This is a genomic window from Bradyrhizobium sp. OK095 (genome assembly GCF_900109945.1).
Classification (GTDB): domain Bacteria; phylum Pseudomonadota; class Alphaproteobacteria; order Rhizobiales; family Xanthobacteraceae; genus Bradyrhizobium.
Genome location: NZ_FOBX01000001.1, coordinates 25,564 through 44,082 on the forward strand (window position 1 = coordinate 25,564; position 18,519 = coordinate 44,082).

At 64.4% G+C, this 18,519-nt stretch carries 19 protein-coding genes; 10 read left to right on the forward strand and 9 right to left on the reverse strand.

Going from position 1 to position 18,519, the window contains the following annotated elements; genetic code table 11:
* Positions 1 to 2 precede the first annotated feature (2 nt).
* The 3 genes from BMW89_RS00130 to BMW89_RS00140 form a co-directional block, all read right to left on the reverse strand.
* Positions 3 to 1,574, reverse strand: a complete 1,572-nt coding sequence (locus BMW89_RS00130) for an AMP-binding protein (protein ID WP_092021433.1) — start codon at positions 1,572 to 1,574, stop codon at positions 3 to 5.
* A gap of 32 nt (positions 1,575 to 1,606) precedes the next feature.
* Complete coding sequence (gene upp, locus BMW89_RS00135) at positions 1,607 to 2,242, reverse strand: uracil phosphoribosyltransferase (protein ID WP_092021436.1); 636 nt, start codon at positions 2,240 to 2,242, stop codon at positions 1,607 to 1,609.
* A gap of 69 nt (positions 2,243 to 2,311) precedes the next feature.
* Entirely contained in the window at positions 2,312 to 3,052 is a 741-nt protein-coding gene (locus BMW89_RS00140) for a crotonase/enoyl-CoA hydratase family protein (protein ID WP_092021438.1), read from the reverse strand.
* A gap of 81 nt (positions 3,053 to 3,133) precedes the next feature.
* Between BMW89_RS00140 and BMW89_RS00145 the strand changes: the two genes are divergently transcribed.
* Positions 3,134 to 3,715, forward strand: a complete 582-nt coding sequence (locus BMW89_RS00145) for a TetR/AcrR family transcriptional regulator (RefSeq protein WP_092021440.1) — start codon at positions 3,134 to 3,136, stop codon at positions 3,713 to 3,715.
* A gap of 3 nt (positions 3,716 to 3,718) precedes the next feature.
* On the opposite strand, the gene BMW89_RS38530 is transcribed toward BMW89_RS00145, so the two are convergent.
* The 4 genes from BMW89_RS38530 to BMW89_RS00165 all read right to left on the reverse strand — a co-directional run bounded on the left by BMW89_RS38530 (position 3,719) and on the right by BMW89_RS00165 (position 5,222).
* Positions 3,719 to 3,847: a hypothetical protein gene (locus tag BMW89_RS38530; RefSeq protein WP_283805317.1), complete on the reverse strand. Its 129-nt coding sequence runs from the start codon at positions 3,845 to 3,847 to the stop codon at positions 3,719 to 3,721.
* 90 nt (positions 3,848 to 3,937) lie between these two features.
* Positions 3,938 to 4,324 carry a hypothetical protein gene (locus BMW89_RS00150; protein ID WP_092021442.1) on the reverse strand — a complete coding sequence of 129 codons (387 nt, stop codon included), beginning with the start codon at positions 4,322 to 4,324 and terminating at the stop codon, positions 3,938 to 3,940.
* A gap of 17 nt (positions 4,325 to 4,341) precedes the next feature.
* Positions 4,342 to 4,527 (reverse strand): hypothetical protein, encoded by a 186-nt coding sequence (locus tag BMW89_RS00155; RefSeq protein WP_092021444.1) that lies wholly within the window; start codon positions 4,525 to 4,527, stop codon positions 4,342 to 4,344.
* Between the two features lie 230 nt (positions 4,528 to 4,757).
* Entirely contained in the window at positions 4,758 to 5,222 is a 465-nt protein-coding gene (locus tag BMW89_RS00165) for a hypothetical protein (RefSeq protein ID WP_177195741.1), read from the reverse strand.
* Between the two features lie 411 nt (positions 5,223 to 5,633).
* Here BMW89_RS00165 and BMW89_RS37665 point away from each other — a divergent pair, with 411 nt between their 5' ends.
* From BMW89_RS37665 to BMW89_RS00195, 7 genes are all read left to right on the forward strand, one after another.
* Entirely contained in the window at positions 5,634 to 5,798 is a 165-nt protein-coding gene (locus BMW89_RS37665) for a hypothetical protein (protein ID WP_177195737.1), read from the forward strand.
* A gap of 11 nt (positions 5,799 to 5,809) precedes the next feature.
* Positions 5,810 to 5,899 carry a K(+)-transporting ATPase subunit F gene (locus tag BMW89_RS00170; protein ID WP_092021448.1) on the forward strand — a complete coding sequence of 30 codons (90 nt, stop codon included), beginning with the start codon at positions 5,810 to 5,812 and terminating at the stop codon, positions 5,897 to 5,899.
* A gap of 112 nt (positions 5,900 to 6,011) precedes the next feature.
* Positions 6,012 to 7,715, forward strand: a complete 1,704-nt coding sequence (gene kdpA, locus BMW89_RS00175; RefSeq protein ID WP_092021450.1) for a potassium-transporting ATPase subunit KdpA — start codon at positions 6,012 to 6,014, stop codon at positions 7,713 to 7,715.
* Positions 7,716 to 7,763: 48 nt separating this feature from the next.
* Positions 7,764 to 9,878 (forward strand): potassium-transporting ATPase subunit KdpB, encoded by a 2,115-nt coding sequence (gene kdpB, locus BMW89_RS00180; protein ID WP_092021452.1) that lies wholly within the window; start codon positions 7,764 to 7,766, stop codon positions 9,876 to 9,878.
* Positions 9,879 to 9,988: 110 nt separating this feature from the next.
* Positions 9,989 to 10,594: a K(+)-transporting ATPase subunit C gene (locus BMW89_RS00185; RefSeq protein ID WP_092021454.1), complete on the forward strand. Its 606-nt coding sequence runs from the start codon at positions 9,989 to 9,991 to the stop codon at positions 10,592 to 10,594.
* 40 nt (positions 10,595 to 10,634) lie between these two features.
* Entirely contained in the window at positions 10,635 to 13,358 is a 2,724-nt protein-coding gene (locus tag BMW89_RS00190; RefSeq protein WP_092021456.1) for a DUF4118 domain-containing protein, read from the forward strand.
* A complete protein-coding gene (locus tag BMW89_RS00195; protein WP_092021458.1) occupies positions 13,355 to 14,044 on the forward strand; it encodes a response regulator in 690 nt (229 codons plus the stop codon). The genes BMW89_RS00190 and BMW89_RS00195 overlap by 4 nt, the downstream gene beginning before the upstream one ends.
* 17 nt (positions 14,045 to 14,061) lie before the next feature.
* On the opposite strand, the gene ku is transcribed toward BMW89_RS00195, so the two are convergent.
* Positions 14,062 to 14,943 (reverse strand): non-homologous end joining protein Ku, encoded by an 882-nt coding sequence (gene ku, locus BMW89_RS00200; RefSeq protein WP_092021460.1) that lies wholly within the window; start codon positions 14,941 to 14,943, stop codon positions 14,062 to 14,064.
* 118 nt (positions 14,944 to 15,061) lie between these two features.
* Between ku and ligD the strand changes: the two genes are divergently transcribed.
* Entirely contained in the window at positions 15,062 to 17,725 is a 2,664-nt protein-coding gene (gene ligD / locus BMW89_RS00205) for a DNA ligase D (protein WP_092021462.1), read from the forward strand.
* A 129-nt stretch (positions 17,726 to 17,854) separates the two neighbouring features.
* Here the strand turns inward: ligD and BMW89_RS00210 are convergent, their stop codons facing one another.
* On the reverse strand, positions 17,855 to 18,019 hold the full coding sequence (locus BMW89_RS00210) for a DUF3309 family protein (RefSeq protein WP_092021464.1): 165 nt from the start codon (positions 18,017 to 18,019) through the stop codon (positions 17,855 to 17,857).
* 182 nt (positions 18,020 to 18,201) lie between these two features.
* Between BMW89_RS00210 and BMW89_RS00215 the strand changes: the two genes are divergently transcribed.
* Positions 18,202 to 18,519, forward strand: coding sequence for a polyhydroxyalkanoic acid system family protein (locus BMW89_RS00215; protein ID WP_092021466.1), 318 nt, complete (start codon positions 18,202 to 18,204; stop codon positions 18,517 to 18,519).

Consider the following 18,519-nt stretch of genomic DNA (forward strand, 5'->3'; position numbering starts at 1 on the left):
GCCTATTCGGCGGCGATCCGCTCCATGGCGATGGTGCGAAGCCTGGCGCGCTGGATCTTGACGCCATTGGCGCTGTCGGTGACCGGGAAGGCATCTACGACGTAGATCCGTGCCGGCACCTTGTAGCCGGCGAGCCGCTCGCGCAGCCGCGCGATCAGCGTCTCCTGATGCGGCGGCTCCTGGTGCGGGATCACGAAGGCGACGCAGCGCGCATGGCCCTTCAGATCGACCGCCACGACCTGGGCATCGGCCACGCCGGTGCAGGATTTGAGCTCGTCCTCGATCTCGCCGGGCGCCACGAGAAATCCGCCAAGCCGCATGGCGTCACCCGCGCGGGTCTCATAGACGAAGGCACCGTCGCCGCGCAACCGGCCGATGTCGCCGGTGCGAAAAAAGCCATCTGCGATGATCGCATCGCGCGTCGCATCCGGGTTGTTGAAATAGCCAAGGAAGCGTGACGGTGCGCTGATCTCGATCTCGCCGGAGACGCCGGGAGCTGCGAGCTCGCCGGTCTCGGTGTCGCGCACGCGGACCTGCGCGTCGGGTGACATCGGCCAGCCGCCGCCCTCGATCCGATCGGCAAAGGCATCACTGGCGCGAGCGATCGAGAACAGCGCCTGCACTTCGCTCGAACCGTAAAGGCCGAACAGCGGCAGGCCGCGCGCTTCCGCCTCCGCGGCAAGCTCGCGCCAGCCGGGCTGGAACGCAGCGTAGCCGCAGATTTCGAGATGCGGGAACGGCCGAGGTGCATCGGTGAGCGCGAGAATGCGGCGGAACATCTCGTCGGAGCCGAACGCGTGCGTGATCCTGTGTTCACCGAGGATCTTCAGCGCCGGCGCGGCCTCGAAGGCATCGAGCACATGAACCGTCGCGCCCGCTGCGATGAAGCCGAGCAGGCTGGTCATGCCAAACGTGCCGCAGAACGGCAGCATGGCCAGCAGTGAGTGGCGCTGCGGGTCGAGCGTGAGTGCCCTGGCGACGGAGGCGGCGTGGGTCGCCAGCGTCCGCTGCGAATGCGCAACGAGTTTTGGCCCCTTGGTCGTGCCCGATGTGGTGTAGAGCAGCACCGGCAGGTCGACGTTGTCCTGCGCTGGCGGCGCCGGTGGATAGGCCGTGTCGAACGCATCGAACCGGACGCAGGGCCAGTGCGCGGGAATCGCATCCGCACCGACCACCGCGAGCTTTTGCAGCGCGGGCACCTCGTCGCCTGCGATATCGGCGAGGATCGCGGCAAAATCGATCGAGCGGAAGGCGGCCTCGACCACCATCAGCTTCGCGCCGGACAAGCGAAGCAGATGCGCGACCTCCGCGCTGCGGTAGCGCGTATTGACTGCGGCGACGATGGCCCCACGCCGGGCGGCGGCGAACAGCAGGGCGATCCATTCGACCCGGTTGACCAACCAGACCGCGACGACGTCGCCCTTGCCGATGCCTTGCGCGGCGAGCCAGGCAGCGGTCTGCTCGACCTTTGCTGTGAATTCTGCGCGCGAGACCCGTGTGCCGTCGAACACGAAGGTTGGCTCGGCAGCCTCGGTCTGGATCAGCGATTGCAGCGAAAAGTCGTTGGCTCTCATGCAACCGGAGTAACCCGATCGCGCAAACCTGTCTACTTGGTGCCGAACATCCGGTCTCCGGCATCGCCCAGGCCCGGCACGATGTAGCCGTGGTCGTTGAGCCGCTCGTCGATCGCGGCGGTCCAGACCGGCACGTCGGGATGCTCGCTCTGGAACTGCGCGATGCCTTCAGGCGCGGCGAGGAGACAGACGAAGCGGATGTCGCGGGCGCCGCGGTCCTTGAGCAGGGACGCGCCGGCGCAGGCCGAGTTACCGGTCGCCAGCATCGGGTCCATCAGGATCACGGTGCGGTCGGACAGGTCCTGCGGCGCCTTGAAGTAATATTCCACGGCCTGCAATGTCTCGGGGTCGCGGTAGAGCCCGATATGGGCGATGCGCGCCGAAGGCATCAGCGCCAGCATGCCGTCGAGGAAGCCGACACCGGCGCGCAGGATCGGCGCCAGCGTGAGCTTCTTGCCGGCGATCTTCGGCGCCCGCATCGGCGAGATCGGCGTCTCGATATCCACCAGCTCCAGCGGCAAATCGCGCGTCACCTCGTAGCCGAGCAGCATCCCGATCTCGTTCAGGATCTCGCGAAAGCTCTTGGTCGAGCGGTCCTTCTCCCGCATCAGGGAGAGCTTGTGCTGGACCAGGGGGTGGGCGACGACGTTGACGTTGCTGGTGCTCATGAAACCGCTCTACACGGTTCCATGGCGTTTCGCCAGATCGGGCGGGTCTTTTCCGCGGGATAGGTGGCCTCAGGCGGGCATCGCGACCGCGCTGCGCGCCCGGCTGCTTGCCTCGTAGGCAGCCATGGTCAATTCGCGGTCGATCGCCGCGCGCATCGCGTCCATGGCCGGCTGGCGCAGACGCTTTTTTGCGGTGGCATGCGACGGCTTGTGGATCGCGCGCAAGGCCGCGATGATTTCCTCGAGAGTGTCGTCGATCGCGTCAGGCGCAACCACGCGGTCGAGGAAGCCTGCGGTCATCGCCGCTTCGGGCTCGTACATCTCGCCCAGCGTCGCGGTGCGGCTGAGCCAGGCCGGATGCACGCGGCTGCGCGCCAGCTCGATCGCAAAACTCGGCGGCGCAATGCCGATTGCGACCTCGTTCAGCCCCATGCGGTGTGGCCCGCGCGCGCCAAGTCTGACGTCGCAAGCGAGCAGCAGGAACGTCCCCATCGGAAAGGCATGGCCCTCCATCACGCCGATGGTCGGATGCGGAAACGACATCAACCGCAGCGCAAGCTCCGCGCCGGCCCGGACCATCTCGAGGCTTTTGGCGGCATCGCCCGATGCGAACACCTTGAGATCGAAGCCCGCGGAGAAGATGCCCGGCCGCGCCGAGCGCAGCACCACGATCTCCGCCTCTGTCTCGGCCCGGTCAAAGGCGGCGCCGATCTCGCCCAGCATCGCGGTCGACATCACGTTGACCTTGCCGTCGTCGAGCCTGATCCGCGCCACGCCGTCTTTCAGCTCGTAGGTCACTCCCTTTGGCATCTGCCTCTCCCTGGTGTTATCATGCCTTGACTGTCGGAGGCTGATGTAGACCAATCAATATAATTTTGACGGGAGAGCGCCATGCCGGCCGTGCCGAAACACCGCCAACCTATCATCAATGCCGCGGTGACCCTGTTCCGCCGCCAGGGATTCGCCCGCACCGGCCTCAACGACATCGTCGATGTCAGCGGCGCGCCCAAGGGGTCGCTCTATCATTACTTTCCGGAGGGAAAATCCTCGATCGCGGTGGCTGCGGTCGAGGAGGCCGGCCGTCGTGTGGCCGCGACCGTTGCAAAGCTCGCCGAGGAGTGCGGCTCGACCGGCGAGCTGCTGCGCGCCCATGCGCGTCTGCTGGCGGGATGGATGCAGGGCTCCGGCTTCCGCAACGGCTGTCCGATCACCACCGTGCTGCTCGAGCTCGCACCGCGCGAACGTGCGGTCACCGATGCCGGCCGCAAGGCCTATGCGGCGCGGATATCGCTGCTTCGCGACAGGCTGATTGCGGATGGGTTTGCGAGGCCGCGAGCGGAGACCCTCGCCGTGCTCTGCACCTCGGCGCTCCAGGGCGCGCTGATCCAGGCCCGGGTCGAACGCAGCGGCCGGCCGATCGAGATCACGGCGGCGGAACTGGCGCGGCTGATCGCGGCGGAAGCAGACAGGTGAGAACTATACTCCAAGCCCGCGCGCAACGAGCGTGATCACGATCGTCAGGACCGCGCCCCAGACCAGGCTCAGCGTCATGGTCAGGACAGTCGTCGTGACCGCGTGCTCGAGATTTCCCTTGAGGAGCTGCACGCTATTTGTCCGATGCAGGCGCCGGTCCGATGCGCAAGCCGAGCAACAGCGAACCGATCAACGTAACCAGGATGGCGATCTTGAGCTCGATCATGCCTTCAGCCTTGCCAGCGTGCGCGTGAGAATCTGCCTGGCCCCCTCAGCCAGCACGATCAGAAAATTGCCGTGGTTCTCGACGTCGAGCTCAAAAGTCTCGGTGGGGAATACCAGGGCGCAACGCACCGGCGCGTTCTGGCGGTTGGCGAAATCAACCGCCGAGTTCTTGAACAGGAACAGCCCGCCGATGCGTCCATTCGCTTCGCGCGCGACCCAGAGGCCGGCGCCGTTGCGTCCAATGAAGAAGGCGGGAATGGCGGCACTGACAACATCCGGATCGAGCGGCTTGAGCGCGACCGCCGGCTTGGTGCTCGGTCGGTGACGAGAAGCTTGAAGGGCAATGGCGGCCATCGCGGCCTCCTCACACATCTGTAAGGTCATGGGAGCCTCCCTGCTGCTCAGGCGTGCATATGCCAGACATAGATTGCCGTCCTCAGCGCGAACAGCGCCGTGAGCACGCTGCCCATTGAGAACAGCGTGAGTGCGCCGAGGGCGAAGCGCTTGAGCTGGGCTTTGCGCGCCGTCGAAATTTGCGGCGAGCGGTCGGCGCCATCGAAGGGCAGGCTATTTGTCAGCATCGACATCCTGGAAGTCCTCGTCCGTGGAGCAGCGAGACGGCCGCTCCAATCTGCCTTCCATGATGGCCATCGCCGCGTAGGATTGCGAGATGAACGCCGCAGCTGCCGTATAGGAATGTCATAAGGACGCGGGCGGTCGTGCCGGCAGTCCTCTGAGGAGGTTTTGGTTACGCTTCGGTGGCGGTTTGGACCGCGCATGCTTTGCACGCGCCAGCCCGACGACGGCGGCGCCTCGCTCAGCTGAAATTCTCGCAAGCAACCGGCTCGTAGAGCGAGTCCAGGGCGGGACGCACTGTGGGAACGCTTGGCCGCGCCACCTCCACGGCCAACGCCTGGACCTCGATGAACGCCGACAGTAGAGCGAGCGCGAGGTCGGCATGGTGCGCCTCGACCGCGGCGTCCAGCCAATCCGGCAACTCGCGTTCGCGCGAGAGCGCGCAGTGCCATTCGCCCTCGTCATAGGCGAAGCGGCGAACCTGCCACAGCGGCAGCTCGAGCTCCATCAGCGCCAGCGCCGCGTCGGCCCACGCCTCCGCCTCGATCAGGCGCATGACGCGCGTGGTGCGCTCGTTCCCGCCGAGCGAGGCGAAGCGCCGGCAGGCATGCACGATGTCGAGCATCAGCGGCCGTGTCATTGCCTGCGCGTGACGGAGGCGCGCACTGAGCGATGGTGGATCGTCGTGCCGGAGAGCGGCGGTCATGTCAGGCCTCCTGGAACGGGCGTCGGTCAGTCGGCCGGCCTCTCCAAGATCGCCGGAAGGGCATTTGAAAACGAGATGGGGAGGGGACGAAAGATATAGGGATTTCATAAATGCACGGACGCTGCCGGATACGACACGGACTTAAGCCCCCATGTCCGACTGCCATTTTTGCGAAACGCCCGCAGCTTTTGGCGGCAGGCGTTTATGGAAGACCGCGACGATTGCCCGCCGCAATAATCGGCAACGAAAGTGATGCTGGTCGGCATCTCCGAGCTGCCTGTCTCGGGTCCGCCCTCAACCACGGGCCGGTCTTTATGGGATTCCTATAAGGTCGCCATAGGGCTCATCTCGAAAACCTATGCGCGTGATGGCACTTCAGCGCAGTGAAAGTTCCGGCCTATTGCCGGAGACATGCATTGCATTGGCGCAGCGGCCGGCCGGAATTCTAAAGACAGGTTACGCCGGATATCGTCGCGCAATGAGGAGAACGCCATGATGGACATTCTGATGCTGGCGCTGGGCTTCGTCTTCTTCGCCCTTGCGATCGGCTACACCTATGCCTGCGAACGGCTGTAAGGGAGCGGACCATGATCTTCGATTATGCGCTCGCTAGTACCGTCTCGTTCGGCCTCCTGGTCTACCTCACCTACGCACTGCTGCGGCCCGAGCGGTTCTGAACCGTGTTGCTGCTTCTCGAATTGCTGATGGCCGACGTCGTGCTCGTCGCCGGTCTGTCTGCTTTATTGCTTCCGCTCCTGCGCCGGACACAAGGTCTAAAGGGTTAATGCCATGACTATGATCGGTTGGCTCCAGATCATTCTCTACTGCGTCATCATCGTCGCGCTGACCAAGCCGCTCGGCGGGTACATGACGCACGTCTTCAACGGCGAGCGGACATTCCTGTCGCCGGTGCTGCGCCCCATCGAGGCCGGCATCTACTGGATTTCCGGCGTCGACGAGAAGCGCGAGCAGCATTGGTTGACCTATACGGTCGCCATGCTGCTGTTTCATGTCGGCGGCTTCCTGATCATCTACGGCGTGATGCGGCTCCAGGCCGTGTTGCCGTTCAATCCGGCGGGGCAATCGGCGGTCGCCGAGGATCTCTCCTTCAACACCGCGATCTCCTTCATCACCAACACCAACTGGCAGAACTACGGCGGCGAGAGCACGATCTCCTATCTCGTGCAGATGGTCGGCCTGACGCACCAGAACTTCCTGTCCGCGGCCACCGGCATCGCGCTCGCAGTCGCCTTGATCCGCGGCTTCTCGCGCGCCTCGATGCGCACGGTCGGCAATTTCTGGGTCGATGTCACCCGCACGACGCTCTACGTGCTGCTGCCGATCTGCGTCGTCTACACGCTGTTCCTGGTCTGGCAGGGCATTCCGCAGACGCTCGGGCCGTATGTCGAGGCAACCACGCTCGAAGGTGCCAAGCAGACCATTGCGGTCGGCCCGGTGGCTTCGCAGGTCGCGATCAAGATGCTCGGCACCAATGGCGGCGGCTTCTTCAACGCCAATGCCGCACACCCCTTCGAGAACCCGACCGCATTGTCGAACTTCGTGCAGATGCTGTCGATCTTCACGTTGGGCGCGGCTCTCACCAATGTATTCGGCCGCATGGTCGGCAACCAGCGCCAGGGCTGGGCGATCCTGTCCGTGATGGGCGTGCTGTTCATCGCCGGCGTCGCCGTGACCTATTGGGCGGAAGCCAACGGCACCTCGACCCTGCACGCGCTCGGCCTGACCGGCGGCAACATGGAGGGCAAGGAGGTTCGCTTCGGCATCGTCGCGTCCTCGCTGTTCGCCGTGATCACGACGGCGGCCTCCTGCGGCGCGGTCAATGCGATGCATGACAGCTTCACCGCGCTCGGCGGCATGATCCCGCTGATCAACATGCAGCTCGGTGAGATCATCATCGGCGGCGTCGGCGCCGGCCTCTACGGCATGCTGCTGTTCGTCGTGCTCGCGATCTTCGTGGCAGGCCTGATGGTCGGTCGCACCCCGGAATATGTCGGCAAGAAGATCGAGGCGCGCGAGGTCAAGATGGCGATGCTGGCGATCCTGGTGCTGCCGCTGATGTATCTCGGCTGGACCGCGGTCGGCGTGGTCTATCCGGCCGCCGTCGCCTCGATGGCCAATGCCGGCCCGCACGGCTTCACCGAGGTGCTCTATGCCTTCACCTCGGCGACCGGCAATAACGGCTCGGCCTTCGCGGGCCTCACCGGCAACACCTTCTTCTACAACCTCGCGCTCGCCAGCGCGATGTTCGTCGGCCGCTTCTTCATGATCATCCCGGCGATGGCGATCGCAGGCTCGCTCGCGGCCAAGAAGTCCGTCCCGCCGTCGGCGGGCACGTTCCCGACCACGGGCGGGCTGTTCGTCGGTCTCGTCGTCGGCGTGATCCTGATCATCGGCGGCCTGACCTTCTTCCCGGCGCTCGCGCTCGGCCCGATCGTCGAACATCTCGCGATGAACGCGGGCCAGATATTCTGATCGCAAGCGTTCCGATTGAACCTCTTCTGATTGTTTGGAGTGACCTCCATGGATACGATGAAACTGCAAAAACGTGCCCCGATGTCGGCGATGCTCGATCCCAAAATCGTGCTCCCCGCGATCCGGGCGTCCTTCACCAAGCTCGACCCGCGGCTGATGGTGAAGAACCCCGTGATGTTCGTGGTCGAGATCGTGGCCGCGCTCACCACCGTAATCTTCCTGCGCGATGTCGTCGCGGGCGGTGGGAATCTCGCCTTCACCTTCCAGATCATCCTCTGGCTCTGGTTCACCGTGCTGTTCGCAAATTTCGCCGAGGCCGTCGCGGAAGGCCGCGGCAAGGCGCAGGCTGAATCGCTGCGCAAGACCCGTACCGAGAGCCAGGCCAAGCTGCTGACCGGCGCCGGCCAGGCTTTCAAGCTGGTTCCGGGCACGAGCCTCAAGGTTGGCGACATCGTGCTGGTCGAGGCGGGAGACACCATCCCGTCCGATGGCGAAGTGATCGAGGGCGTCGCCTCCGTCAACGAGGCCGCCATCACCGGCGAATCCGCGCCTGTGATCCGTGAATCCGGCGGTGACCGCTCGGCGGTGACTGGCGGCACGCAGGTGCAGTCCGACTGGATCCGCGTCCGCATCACCGCGGCGCAGGGCTCGACCTTCATCGATCGCATGATCAAGCTGGTTGAAGGCGCCGAGCGGCAGAAGACGCCGAACGAGATCGCGCTCAACATTCTGCTTGCCGGCCTCACCATCATCTTCGTGTTCGCCACCGTCACCATTCCGAGCTATGCGGCCTATGCCGGCGGCTCGATCTCGGTGGTCGTGCTGGTCGCGCTGTTCGTGACGCTGATCCCGACGACCATCGGCGCACTGCTGTCGGCGATCGGCATTGCCGGCATGGACCGCCTGGTGCGCTTCAACGTGCTGGCGATGTCCGGCCGTGCGGTGGAGGCAGCCGGCGACGTCGACACGCTGCTGCTCGACAAGACCGGCACGATCACGCTCGGCAACCGGCAGGCGACGTCCTTTCGCCCGGTGCGCGGCGTGACCGAGCAGGAGCTCGCGGACGCAGCCCAGCTCGCCTCGCTCGCCGACGAGACGCCGGAAGGCCGTTCCATCGTCGTGCTGGCGAAGGAGAAATACGGCATCCGCGGCCGCGACATGGCCGAACTTGGCGCGACCTTCATTCCGTTCACGGCGCAGACCCGCATGAGCGGGGTCGATGCCGGCGGCTCGTCGGTGCGCAAGGGCGCGGTCGATGCCATGCTGAACTATGTCGGCGGCGGTGCGCCTCTGGCGGTAGCGTCGGGCAACACCGCGCGGGCCATTCAGCCTGCGGGACTGTCGGACATCGGCCGCGAGATCCAGACCATCGCGGACGAGATCTCGAAGTCCGGCGGGACGCCGCTGGCGGTGGCCAAGGACGGCAGGCTGCTCGGCGTCATCCAGCTCAAGGACATCATCAAGGGCGGCATCCGCGAGCGCTTTGCCGAACTGCGCCGGATGGGCATCCGCACCATCATGATCACCGGCGACAATCCGATGACCGCGGCGGCGATCGCAGCGGAGGCCGGCGTCGATGATTTCCTGGCGCAGGCGACCCCTGAGGACAAGCTCAAGCTGATCCGGGACGAGCAGGCCAAGGGCAAGCTGGTGGCCATGTGCGGCGACGGCACCAACGACGCGCCGGCGCTCGCCCAGGCCGATGTCGGTGTCGCCATGAACACCGGCACACAGGCGGCGCGAGAGGCCGGCAACATGGTCGATCTCGACTCCAACCCGACCAAGCTGATCGAGGTGGTCGAGATCGGAAAGCAGCTGCTGATGACGCGCGGTGCGCTGACGACGTTCTCGATCGCCAACGACGTTGCGAAATATTTTGCGATCATCCCGGCGATGTTCCTGGCGTTCTACCCGCAGCTTGGCGTGATCAACGTCATGAACCTGTCGAGCCCGCAGAGCGCCATCCTGTCGGCGATCATCTTCAACGCGCTCATCATCATCGGGTTGATTCCGCTGGCCCTGAAGGGCGTCGCCTATCGCGCGGTCGGTGCAGGTGCGCTGCTCCGCCGCAACCTCTTGATCTACGGGCTTGGCGGCATCGTCATTCCCTTCATCGGCATCAAGGCGATCGACCTCGTCGTCGTCGCTTTGCACCTGGCCTAACCCCGTCCTTGCGAGCGAAGCGAAGCAATCCAGAGATGCTTCCACGGTCTAAAGCCTGGATTGCTTCGTCGCTTCGCTTCTCGCAATGACGAAAGAAATAGGAGAAACACATGCTCAGAGAAATCCGCCCCGCCATAGTCCTGCTGCTGGTGCTCACCGCCATCACGGGTCTGGCCTATCCGCTCGCCATGACCGCCATTGCTGGCGTAGTCTTCCCCGAGAAGGCGCAAGGCAGCCTGATCGAGCGCGACGGCAAGGTGGTGGGCTCCGCCCTGATCGGGCAGGAGTTCAAGGACGACAAATATTTCCACGGCCGCCTTTCGGCGACGCTGGCGCCCGACCCCAATGATTCGATCAAGACGGTGTCTGCGCCCTACAACGCCGCCAACTCCGGCGGCTCCAATCTCGGCCCGACCAGCAAGGCGCTGGCCGACCGGTTGAAGGAGGACGTGGATAAGCTGAAGGCCGAAAACCCGAACGCCGCCGTGCCGGTCGATCTGGTCACCAGCTCGGCCAGCGGCCTCGATCCCGACATCTCCCCGGAAGCCGCGCAATTCCAGGTGCCGCGCATCGCCAAGGCCCGGAATATGCCGGAGGATGCAGTGAAGCAGCTTGTGGCTTCCAACGTTCAGGGCCGTCTGCTCGGCTTGCTTGGCGAACCCCGGGTTAACGTTTTGGCGCTGAATCTGGCGCTCGACCGCGCGCCCGCGAAGTAGCGGTCTAGGCTCGCGGCGCCCAGATGATTATATTGGCCTGATGGTTCAACAGCGGCGCGATCCCGAACAACGTCCATCGCCCGAGGCGCTGCTGGAAGCAGCGCGCCGGGAGGAGAGTGCGAACGGCAAGCTGAAGATCTTCGTCGGGGCCGCGCCCGGCGTCGGCAAGACCTACGAGATGCTGCAAAGCGCCCACGCCAAGCGCAAGGCCGGTGTCGATGTCGTGGTTGGATTCGTCGAGACCCATGGCCGCGCCGAGACCGAGGCGCTGGTGCGGGGGCTGGAGGTGATCCCGCGCAGGAAGATCGACTACCGTGGACAGACGGTCGAGGAGATGGACCTCGATGCCGTGATCGCGCGCCGGCCGAAAATCGCTCTGGTCGACGAGCTTGCCCACACCAACGCGGTCGGCAGCCGCCATCCCAAGCGTTATCTCGATGTCGAGGAGCTGCTGTCCCACGGCATCGACGTCTACACCGCCGTCAACATCCAGCACATCGAGAGCCTGAACGACGTCGTCGCCCAGATCACCCATGTACGGGTACGCGAGACCGTCCCGGATTCGGTGTTCGATCGCGCCGATGCGATCGAGCTGATCGACCTCACGCCCGACGATCTGATCCAGCGGCTGCGGGAAGGCAAGGTCTACGTTCCCAAGCAGGCCGAGCGGGCGCTGGAGCATTATTTCTCGCCGGGCAATCTGACCGCGCTGCGCGAGCTTGCGCTACGCCGCACGGCCGAGCGGGTCGATGAGCAGCTTCTCACCCACATGCAGGCGAACGCCATCGCCGGCCCCTGGGCGGCGGGCGAGCGCATCCTCGTCTGCGTCAGCGAGGATCCGCGCGCGGCCGGGCTTGTCCGCTACACCAAGCGGCTGGCCGACCGGCTGCATGCACCATTCACGGCGGTCTCGATCGAAACGCGGCGGTCGCTCCAGCTTTCCGACGAGGAGCGCGACCGGTTGGCTGATACGCTGCGGCTCGCAGAATCGCTCGGCGGCGAGGCGATGACCATTCCGGCCGTTGGCCGCCGCATTGCCGACGACGTCATCAACTTCGCGCAAGGCAACAATGTCACCCAGATCGTGATCGGCAAATCGACGCGCTCGCGCTGGTTCGAGATGACGCGTGGTTCCGTCGTGCATGATCTGGTGAGTCGCGCCGGCAATATCAGCGTTCATGTTGTTCCCGGCGATAAGTTGCCCGGTGAATCCGCGCCCAAGACGTCGATGCAGACCGCGGCAGGGTCCGAGCCATTCGATGCACGCCCCTATCTGAAGGCGCTCGGCATCACGGCGCTTGGCCTTGCGGCAGCGGTTGTCATCAAGCCCTATTTCGGTGTCGAGAACGTTGACCTGATGTTCCTCACCGCGGTCGTGGCGGTTGCGGTTCGCTACGGATTGTGGCCATCGTTGCTCGCGAGCGTCGCGGCGTCCCTGGCTTACAATTTCTTCTTCTTGCCGCCGGTTTACACGTTCACCATCACCGACCCGACCAACGTCGCGGCATTCTTCTTCTTCATGCTGATTGCGTTTGTGGTGTCGAACGTTGCAGGACGGGTCCGCACGCAAGCCGATACCGCGATCGGCCGCATCAGGACCACCGAACAGCTTTATGCCTTCAGCCGCAAGCTCGCCGGCACCGCCACGCTCGACGACGTCTTGTGGGCAACCGCCTATCAGCTCGCGCTGATGCTGAAGGTGCGCGTCGTGCTGCTGCTGCCGGAGGATGGCCTGCTCACGGTGAAATCCGGCTATCCGCCGGAGGACCAGCTCGACCAGGCCGACCTCGCCGCCGCCAACTGGGCATGGAGCAACGACCGCACGGCAGGCCGCGGCTCGGACACGCTGCCGGGCGCAAAGCGGTTGTTCCTGCCGATGCGCACCGGGCGCGGCCCGATCGGCGTCATCGGCATCGACAACGATCGCACTGGTCCGCTGCTGACGCCGGACCAGCGCCGGCTGCTCGACGCGCTGGTCGACCAGGGCGCGCTCGCAATCGAGCGCGTGCTGCTGGTCGAGGACATGGACCGCGTCAAGCGCACGGTCGAATCCGAGCGGCTGCGCTCGGCGCTGCTGACTTCGATCTCGCATGATCTGAAGACGCCGCTTGCTTCGGTGCTCGGCGCCGCCTCGACCATGCGCGATCTCGCCAGTGCCTTGTCCGATACCGAGAAGCGCGATCTGCTTGCGACCGTGATCGACGAATCCGAGCGGCTCAACCGCTTCATCGCCAATCTGCTCGACATGACCAAGCTCGAATCCGGCGCCATCGTGCCCAATACGGCGCTGCATGATCTCGGCGAGATCGTCGGCAGCGCGCTGCGGCGCGGAGCCAAGATCCTAACCGCCCACAAGGTCGAGCTGGTGCTGGCGGCCGATCTGCCGATGCTCCAGCTCGATGCCGTGCTGTTCGAGCAGGTGCTGTTCAATCTGCTCGACAATGCCGCAAAATATTCGTCGCCCGAGACCACGATTTCGATCAAGAGCCGGCGCGAGCGGGATCAGGTGGTGCTGGGGATCACTGATGAAGGCGCTGGCATTCCGCCCGATGAGCTCGAGAGCGTGTTCGACAAGTTCTATCGCGCGCAGAAGGGCGATCACGTCCGTCCCGGCACCGGGCTGGGCTTAGCCATTTCCCGCGGCTTCGTCGAAGCGATGCGGGGTACGATCGTGGCAGCCAACCGCAGCGACCGCAGCGGTGCGGTTCTGACCATCCGCCTGCCGGTCCCGGCACAGACCCACGCATTGGATACCGCCGCATGAGTGCTGCCCCGATCAAGGTTCTTGTCATCGACGACGAGCCACCGATCCGAAAATTGCTGCGGATGGGGCTGTCGACACAGGGTTATGAGATCCTGGAAGCGTCGAACGGCAAGACCGCGCTGGAGAAGCTCGCTGAGGAGCCCGCGCTGATTATCCTCGATCTCGGCCTGCCCGATATCCAGGGCCATGAGCTGCTGCGCACCATCCGCGCGCGCAATGAAGCCGTGCCGATCGTGGTGCTGTCGAGCCGCGGCGACGAGGCAGGCAAGGTGCAGGCACTCGATCTCGGCGCCGACGATTATTTGACAAAGCCGTTCGGCATGGACGAGCTGCTGGCGCGCCTGCGCGCCGCGCTGCGGCACCAGCTCCAGGTGCAGGGCGAACGTCCGGTGTTCCGCACCGGCGATCTCTCGGTCGATCTGGTCCGCCGCATCGTCAAAATCGGCGAGCGCGACGTGAAGCTGTCGCCGAAGGAATATGATCTCCTGCGCGTGCTGGTGCAGCACGCGGGCAAGGTGCTCACCCATCGCTTTCTGCTCAAGGAGCTCTGGGACGAATTGACCGACGCACAATATCTCCGCGTCTATGTCCGCCAGCTCCGCCAGAAGATCGAAGCCGATCCGGAACGCCCGCAATATGTGCTCACGGAGACGGGGATCGGGTACCGGCTGAAGGCGGGGGATTAAGCCCCTGTCATTCCGAGCTAACCCGCCTTCCTCTGGCGGGCCGTCGACCTGCGCGTCTTCTTCGCGGCTCGCCGCCCGTCGGTCGTCCGTCGCGCATGCGATTTCGCTGTCTTCTTCCCACCGCGCCCCTTCAAGCTCTGCTTCAGCGCATCCATCAGGTTGACGACGTTGCTCGGCTTCTCCGCCGGTTCCGGCAATGCGATCGTCTTGCCGCTCGCCTTGCGCTTCACCAGCGCCTTCAGCGCATTCTCATACTGGTCCTTGAACTTGCTTGGGTCGAAATGCGCGGCCTTGGTGTGCAGGATGTGGCCAGCAAGCTCGACCATATCCTTGGTGATCTTCGGGCTCTTGATGTCGTCGAAGAACTCGCCCTCATCGCGAAGCTCGTAGGGAAAGCGCAGCGTGGTGCCGAGCAAGCCCTTGCCGAGCGGTTCGAGTGCCATGACATGCTCGCGGTTGGTGAGCACGATCTTTGCGAGCGCGACGCGCCCCTGGTCCTTCATGGCGTCGCGGATCACGGCAAAGGCGTCGATGGCGGCTTTGCCTTCGGGCGCGATGTAGTAGGGGTTGTCGAGATAGCGCTGATCAATCTCGTCGCTCGGGACGAAGCTTTCGATGTCGATGGTGTGGTTGCTCTCGATCTGCACCGCCTCGAGCTCCTCCGGCTCGATCTCGACATATTTGCCCTTGCGCAGCTCGTAGCCGCGGCCCTTCTGGTCGCTCTCGACGATGTCGCCGGTCTCGGAATCCACCATCTGCTGCTTGAGCCGGTTGCCGGTCTCGCGGTTGATCATGTGAAACCGCGTCTTCTCGGCCGCCGTGGTCGCGGGATAAAGCACGACCGGGCAGCTGACCAGCGACAGCTTCAACGTTCCCTTCCAATAGGCGCGCGGGGCCATTCCATTCTCCAGTGATTTCAAGGCGATTTGGAACCCCAACCACCCCATAGGGTTTTGGTTCCGGTTGGGACTTTTGCCATGATAGGGTTCAACATCGAAAGAGAAGCGGGACCTGCTCGTGCTGCGAAAGCTCTCCACCTACCGCCAGAAGCGCGATTTCGAGAAGACGCCGGAGCCCTCGGGCAAGACGGCAGTGACACCCTCCAAGCAGCGGCGCTTCGTGATTCAGAAGCACGACGCGACCCGGCTGCACTACGACTTCCGGCTCGAGTTCGACGGTGTCTTCAAATCCTGGGCCGTGACCAAGGGACCGTCGCTCGATCCGCACGACAAGCGGCTGGCGGTCGAGGTCGAGGACCATCCGCTCGATTACGGCGATTTCGAAGGCACGATTCCGGAAGGTCAATATGGCGGCGGCACGGTCATGCTGTGGGATCGCGGCACCTGGGAGGCCGATGATCCCGAAGCTGGTTTCAAAAAGGGTGACCTGAAGTTTACGCTTCACGGCGACAAGCTGCACGGCAGCTGGGTGCTGGTGCGGATGCGCAACGACCGCACCGGCGGCAAGCGCACCAATTGGCTGCTGATCAAGCACCGCGACGAATATGCCGGCGAGGGCGAGGACATTCTCAGCGAGGACAAGTCCGTCGCCTCCGGCCGCGCCATGGCGCAGATCGCGGGTGGCAAGGGCCGCGCGCCAAAACCGTTCATGCTGGCGAAGGGCACGGGCAAGGCCGATGCGGTCTGGCAGTCCAACCGCGCCGAAGAGACCAAAGAACGAACCGTCAAGCCGGCGCCGCGCGCGGCGTTGAAGAGCGGCAAGACTGCAAGGAAAAAAGCGACGACCGCAACGACCGCGAAGAATATCTCCGAGATGCCGGACTTCGTCGCGCCGCAGCTCTGCACGCCGGTCGAACGGCCACCGGCCGGCGAGGGCTGGTGCCACGAGATCAAGTTCGACGGCTATCGCGTGCAGCTCCGGGTCGAGGATGGCGAGGCGACGCTGAAGACGCGCAAGGGCCTCGACTGGACCGAGAAGTTCGGCGCGATCGCGAAGGAGGCGGGTGTGCTGCCCGACGCCATGATCGACGGCGAGATCGTCGCGCTCGACCACAACGGCGCGCCGAATTTTTCCTCGCTCCAGGCAGCGCTGTCGGACGGCAAGACCGAAGACCTGATCTTCTTTGCCTTCGACCTGCTGTTCGCCGAGGGGCGCGATTATCGCCGCCTGCCGCTCGGCGAACGCAAGGAGCGTCTCAAGGCGTTGCTGGAGGCGCGCAAGACAAAATCGGCCCAGATCCGCTATGTCGAGCATTTCGAGAGCGGCGGCGACGCGGTGTTGCAATCGGCCTGCAAGCTCGAGCTCGAAGGCGTAGTGTCGAAGAAGCTCGATGCGCCGTATCGATCGGGACGGAGCGAAAGCTGGACCAAGGCAAAATGCCGGGCCGGCCATGAGGTCGTGATCGGCGGCTGGAAGACGACGGCAGGGAAATTCCGTTCCCTGATGGCCGGGGTCTACCGCGGCGATCATCTCGCCTATGTCGGCCTTGTCGGCACCGGCTTTGGCGCCGACAAGGTCAAGCGCATCATGCCGTTCCTGAAGGACGCCGCGTCGAGCGAAAGCCCCTTCGGCGGCAAGAACGCTCCAAAGAAGACTCGGGATGTGCACTGGCTCAAGCCGGAACTGGTCGCCGAGATCGAATTCGCCGGCTTCACCGCCGACGGCAATATCCGCCAGGCCGCCTTCAAGGGCCTGCGTCAGGACAAGCCGGCCGAGGAGGTCGAGGCGGAGATGCCCGCCAAGGCCAAGCTCGCGCAGCCATCCGCTGGAAAGCGCGTTCCGGCGAAGTCGGGGAAGAAGAAGGACGCCGGCACGTCCGAGGTCATGGGCGTCACCATCTCCAAGCCGGACAAGGAGCTGTGGCCGGATGGCGGCGAAGGCGAAGGCGTCACAAAACTCGATCTCGCGCGCTATTTCGAGGCCGTCGGCGCGTGGATGATCAAGCATATCAAGGGCCGCCCATGCTCGATCCTTCGCGCCCCTGATGGTATCGGCGGCGAAAAGTTCTTCCAGCGGCATGCCATGCAGGGCACGTCGAACCTGCTTGAGCTTGCAAAAGTGTCTGGCGATCGGAAGCCGTATTTGCAGATCGATCGCGTCGAGGGGCTTGCTGCCGTCGCGCAGATCGGCGGCGTCGAGCTGCATCCCTGGAATTGCGCACCTGACGCCTACGACACGCCCGGCCGTCTGGTGTTCGATCTCGATCCCGCGCCGGATGTCGAGTTCGCCGATGTCGTCGACGCTGCCAAGGAGATGCGGCAACGCCTCACTGACGTCGGCATGGAGAGTTTTTGCAAGACCACCGGCGGCAAGGGCCTGCACGTGGTGGTGCCGCTGCTTCACGGCGCGCGCGACAAGGTGAGCTGGAAAGAGGCAAAAGCGTTCGCGCAAGGCGTTTGCCAGTGGATGGCCGATGACGAGCCCGAGCGCTATCTGCTCAACATGTCCAAGAAGCTGCGCAACGGGAAGATTTTTCTGGATTATTTGCGCAACGATCGGCTGGCGACGGCGGTGGCGCCGCTCTCGCCGCGTGCGCGCGATGGCGCGACAGTGTCGATGCCGGTGACCTGGGCGCAGGTGAAGGGCGATCTCGATCCGAAGCGATATACGGTGAGGACTGTGCCCGGCCTGCTGGCGCGGTCGAAGGCGTGGGAGGGTTATGACGATGCGGCCGCGTCGATCAAGGCGGCGATGAAGAAGTTGGCGGGGAAAATGAAGTAGTGTGGGTTAGCTCGCGGCTGCGCGGAGCGCAGTCCGCTAGCGTAACCCACCACTTCTGCTTCCGCGGAGACCAAAGAGGTGGGTTACGCCTTCGGCTAACCCACCCTACGAGGTCCTACGAGCTCTCGCCTAGATCCGTCCGAGCAACAGCAAGATCAGCAGGATGACGATGACAAGCCCGAGGCCGCCGCCGCCGTAATAGCCGGTGCCGTAGAACGGCCCGCCGCCGACGCCGCTGAAGCCGCCGAGCAGCGCGATGACCAAGATGATCAGAATGATCGTACCGATAGACATAACAATCTCCTCCAGCCCTTTGTTGAAAGGGTCGCTTGCACCTGTCCCGTGGTGCGAGGGCAACTTGCCGCAGGTTTTAAAGTTCCGCCGATGAAACACCGGTTGTACGACCAACTTGCATGGAACCTTTGCGCGTCCTACCGGCATGACTATGTGAGGATCAATCGCCACAGGCAGGAATCATGTCAGCACCGCTTGTCGTCTCCATTCCACATAAGCTCGGCCGCGAGGAGGCCGTGCGCCGGCTCAAGACCGGGCTCGGCCGCGCCGCAGCGAGCATTCCCGTGATGCAGGTCGAAGAAGAGCGCTGGAGCGGCGATACCTTGAACTTCCGCATCCGCGCACTCGGTCAGATCGCGAGCGGGCAGGTCGATGTCGCCGACGATCACGTCAAGGTGCAGGTCGTGCTGCCGTGGCTGTTGCAGCGCTTTGCCGAGATGGCGCAGGCGACCATCCGCAAGCGCGGGCAGCTTCTGCTGACCAAGGATGATGGAAAGTAG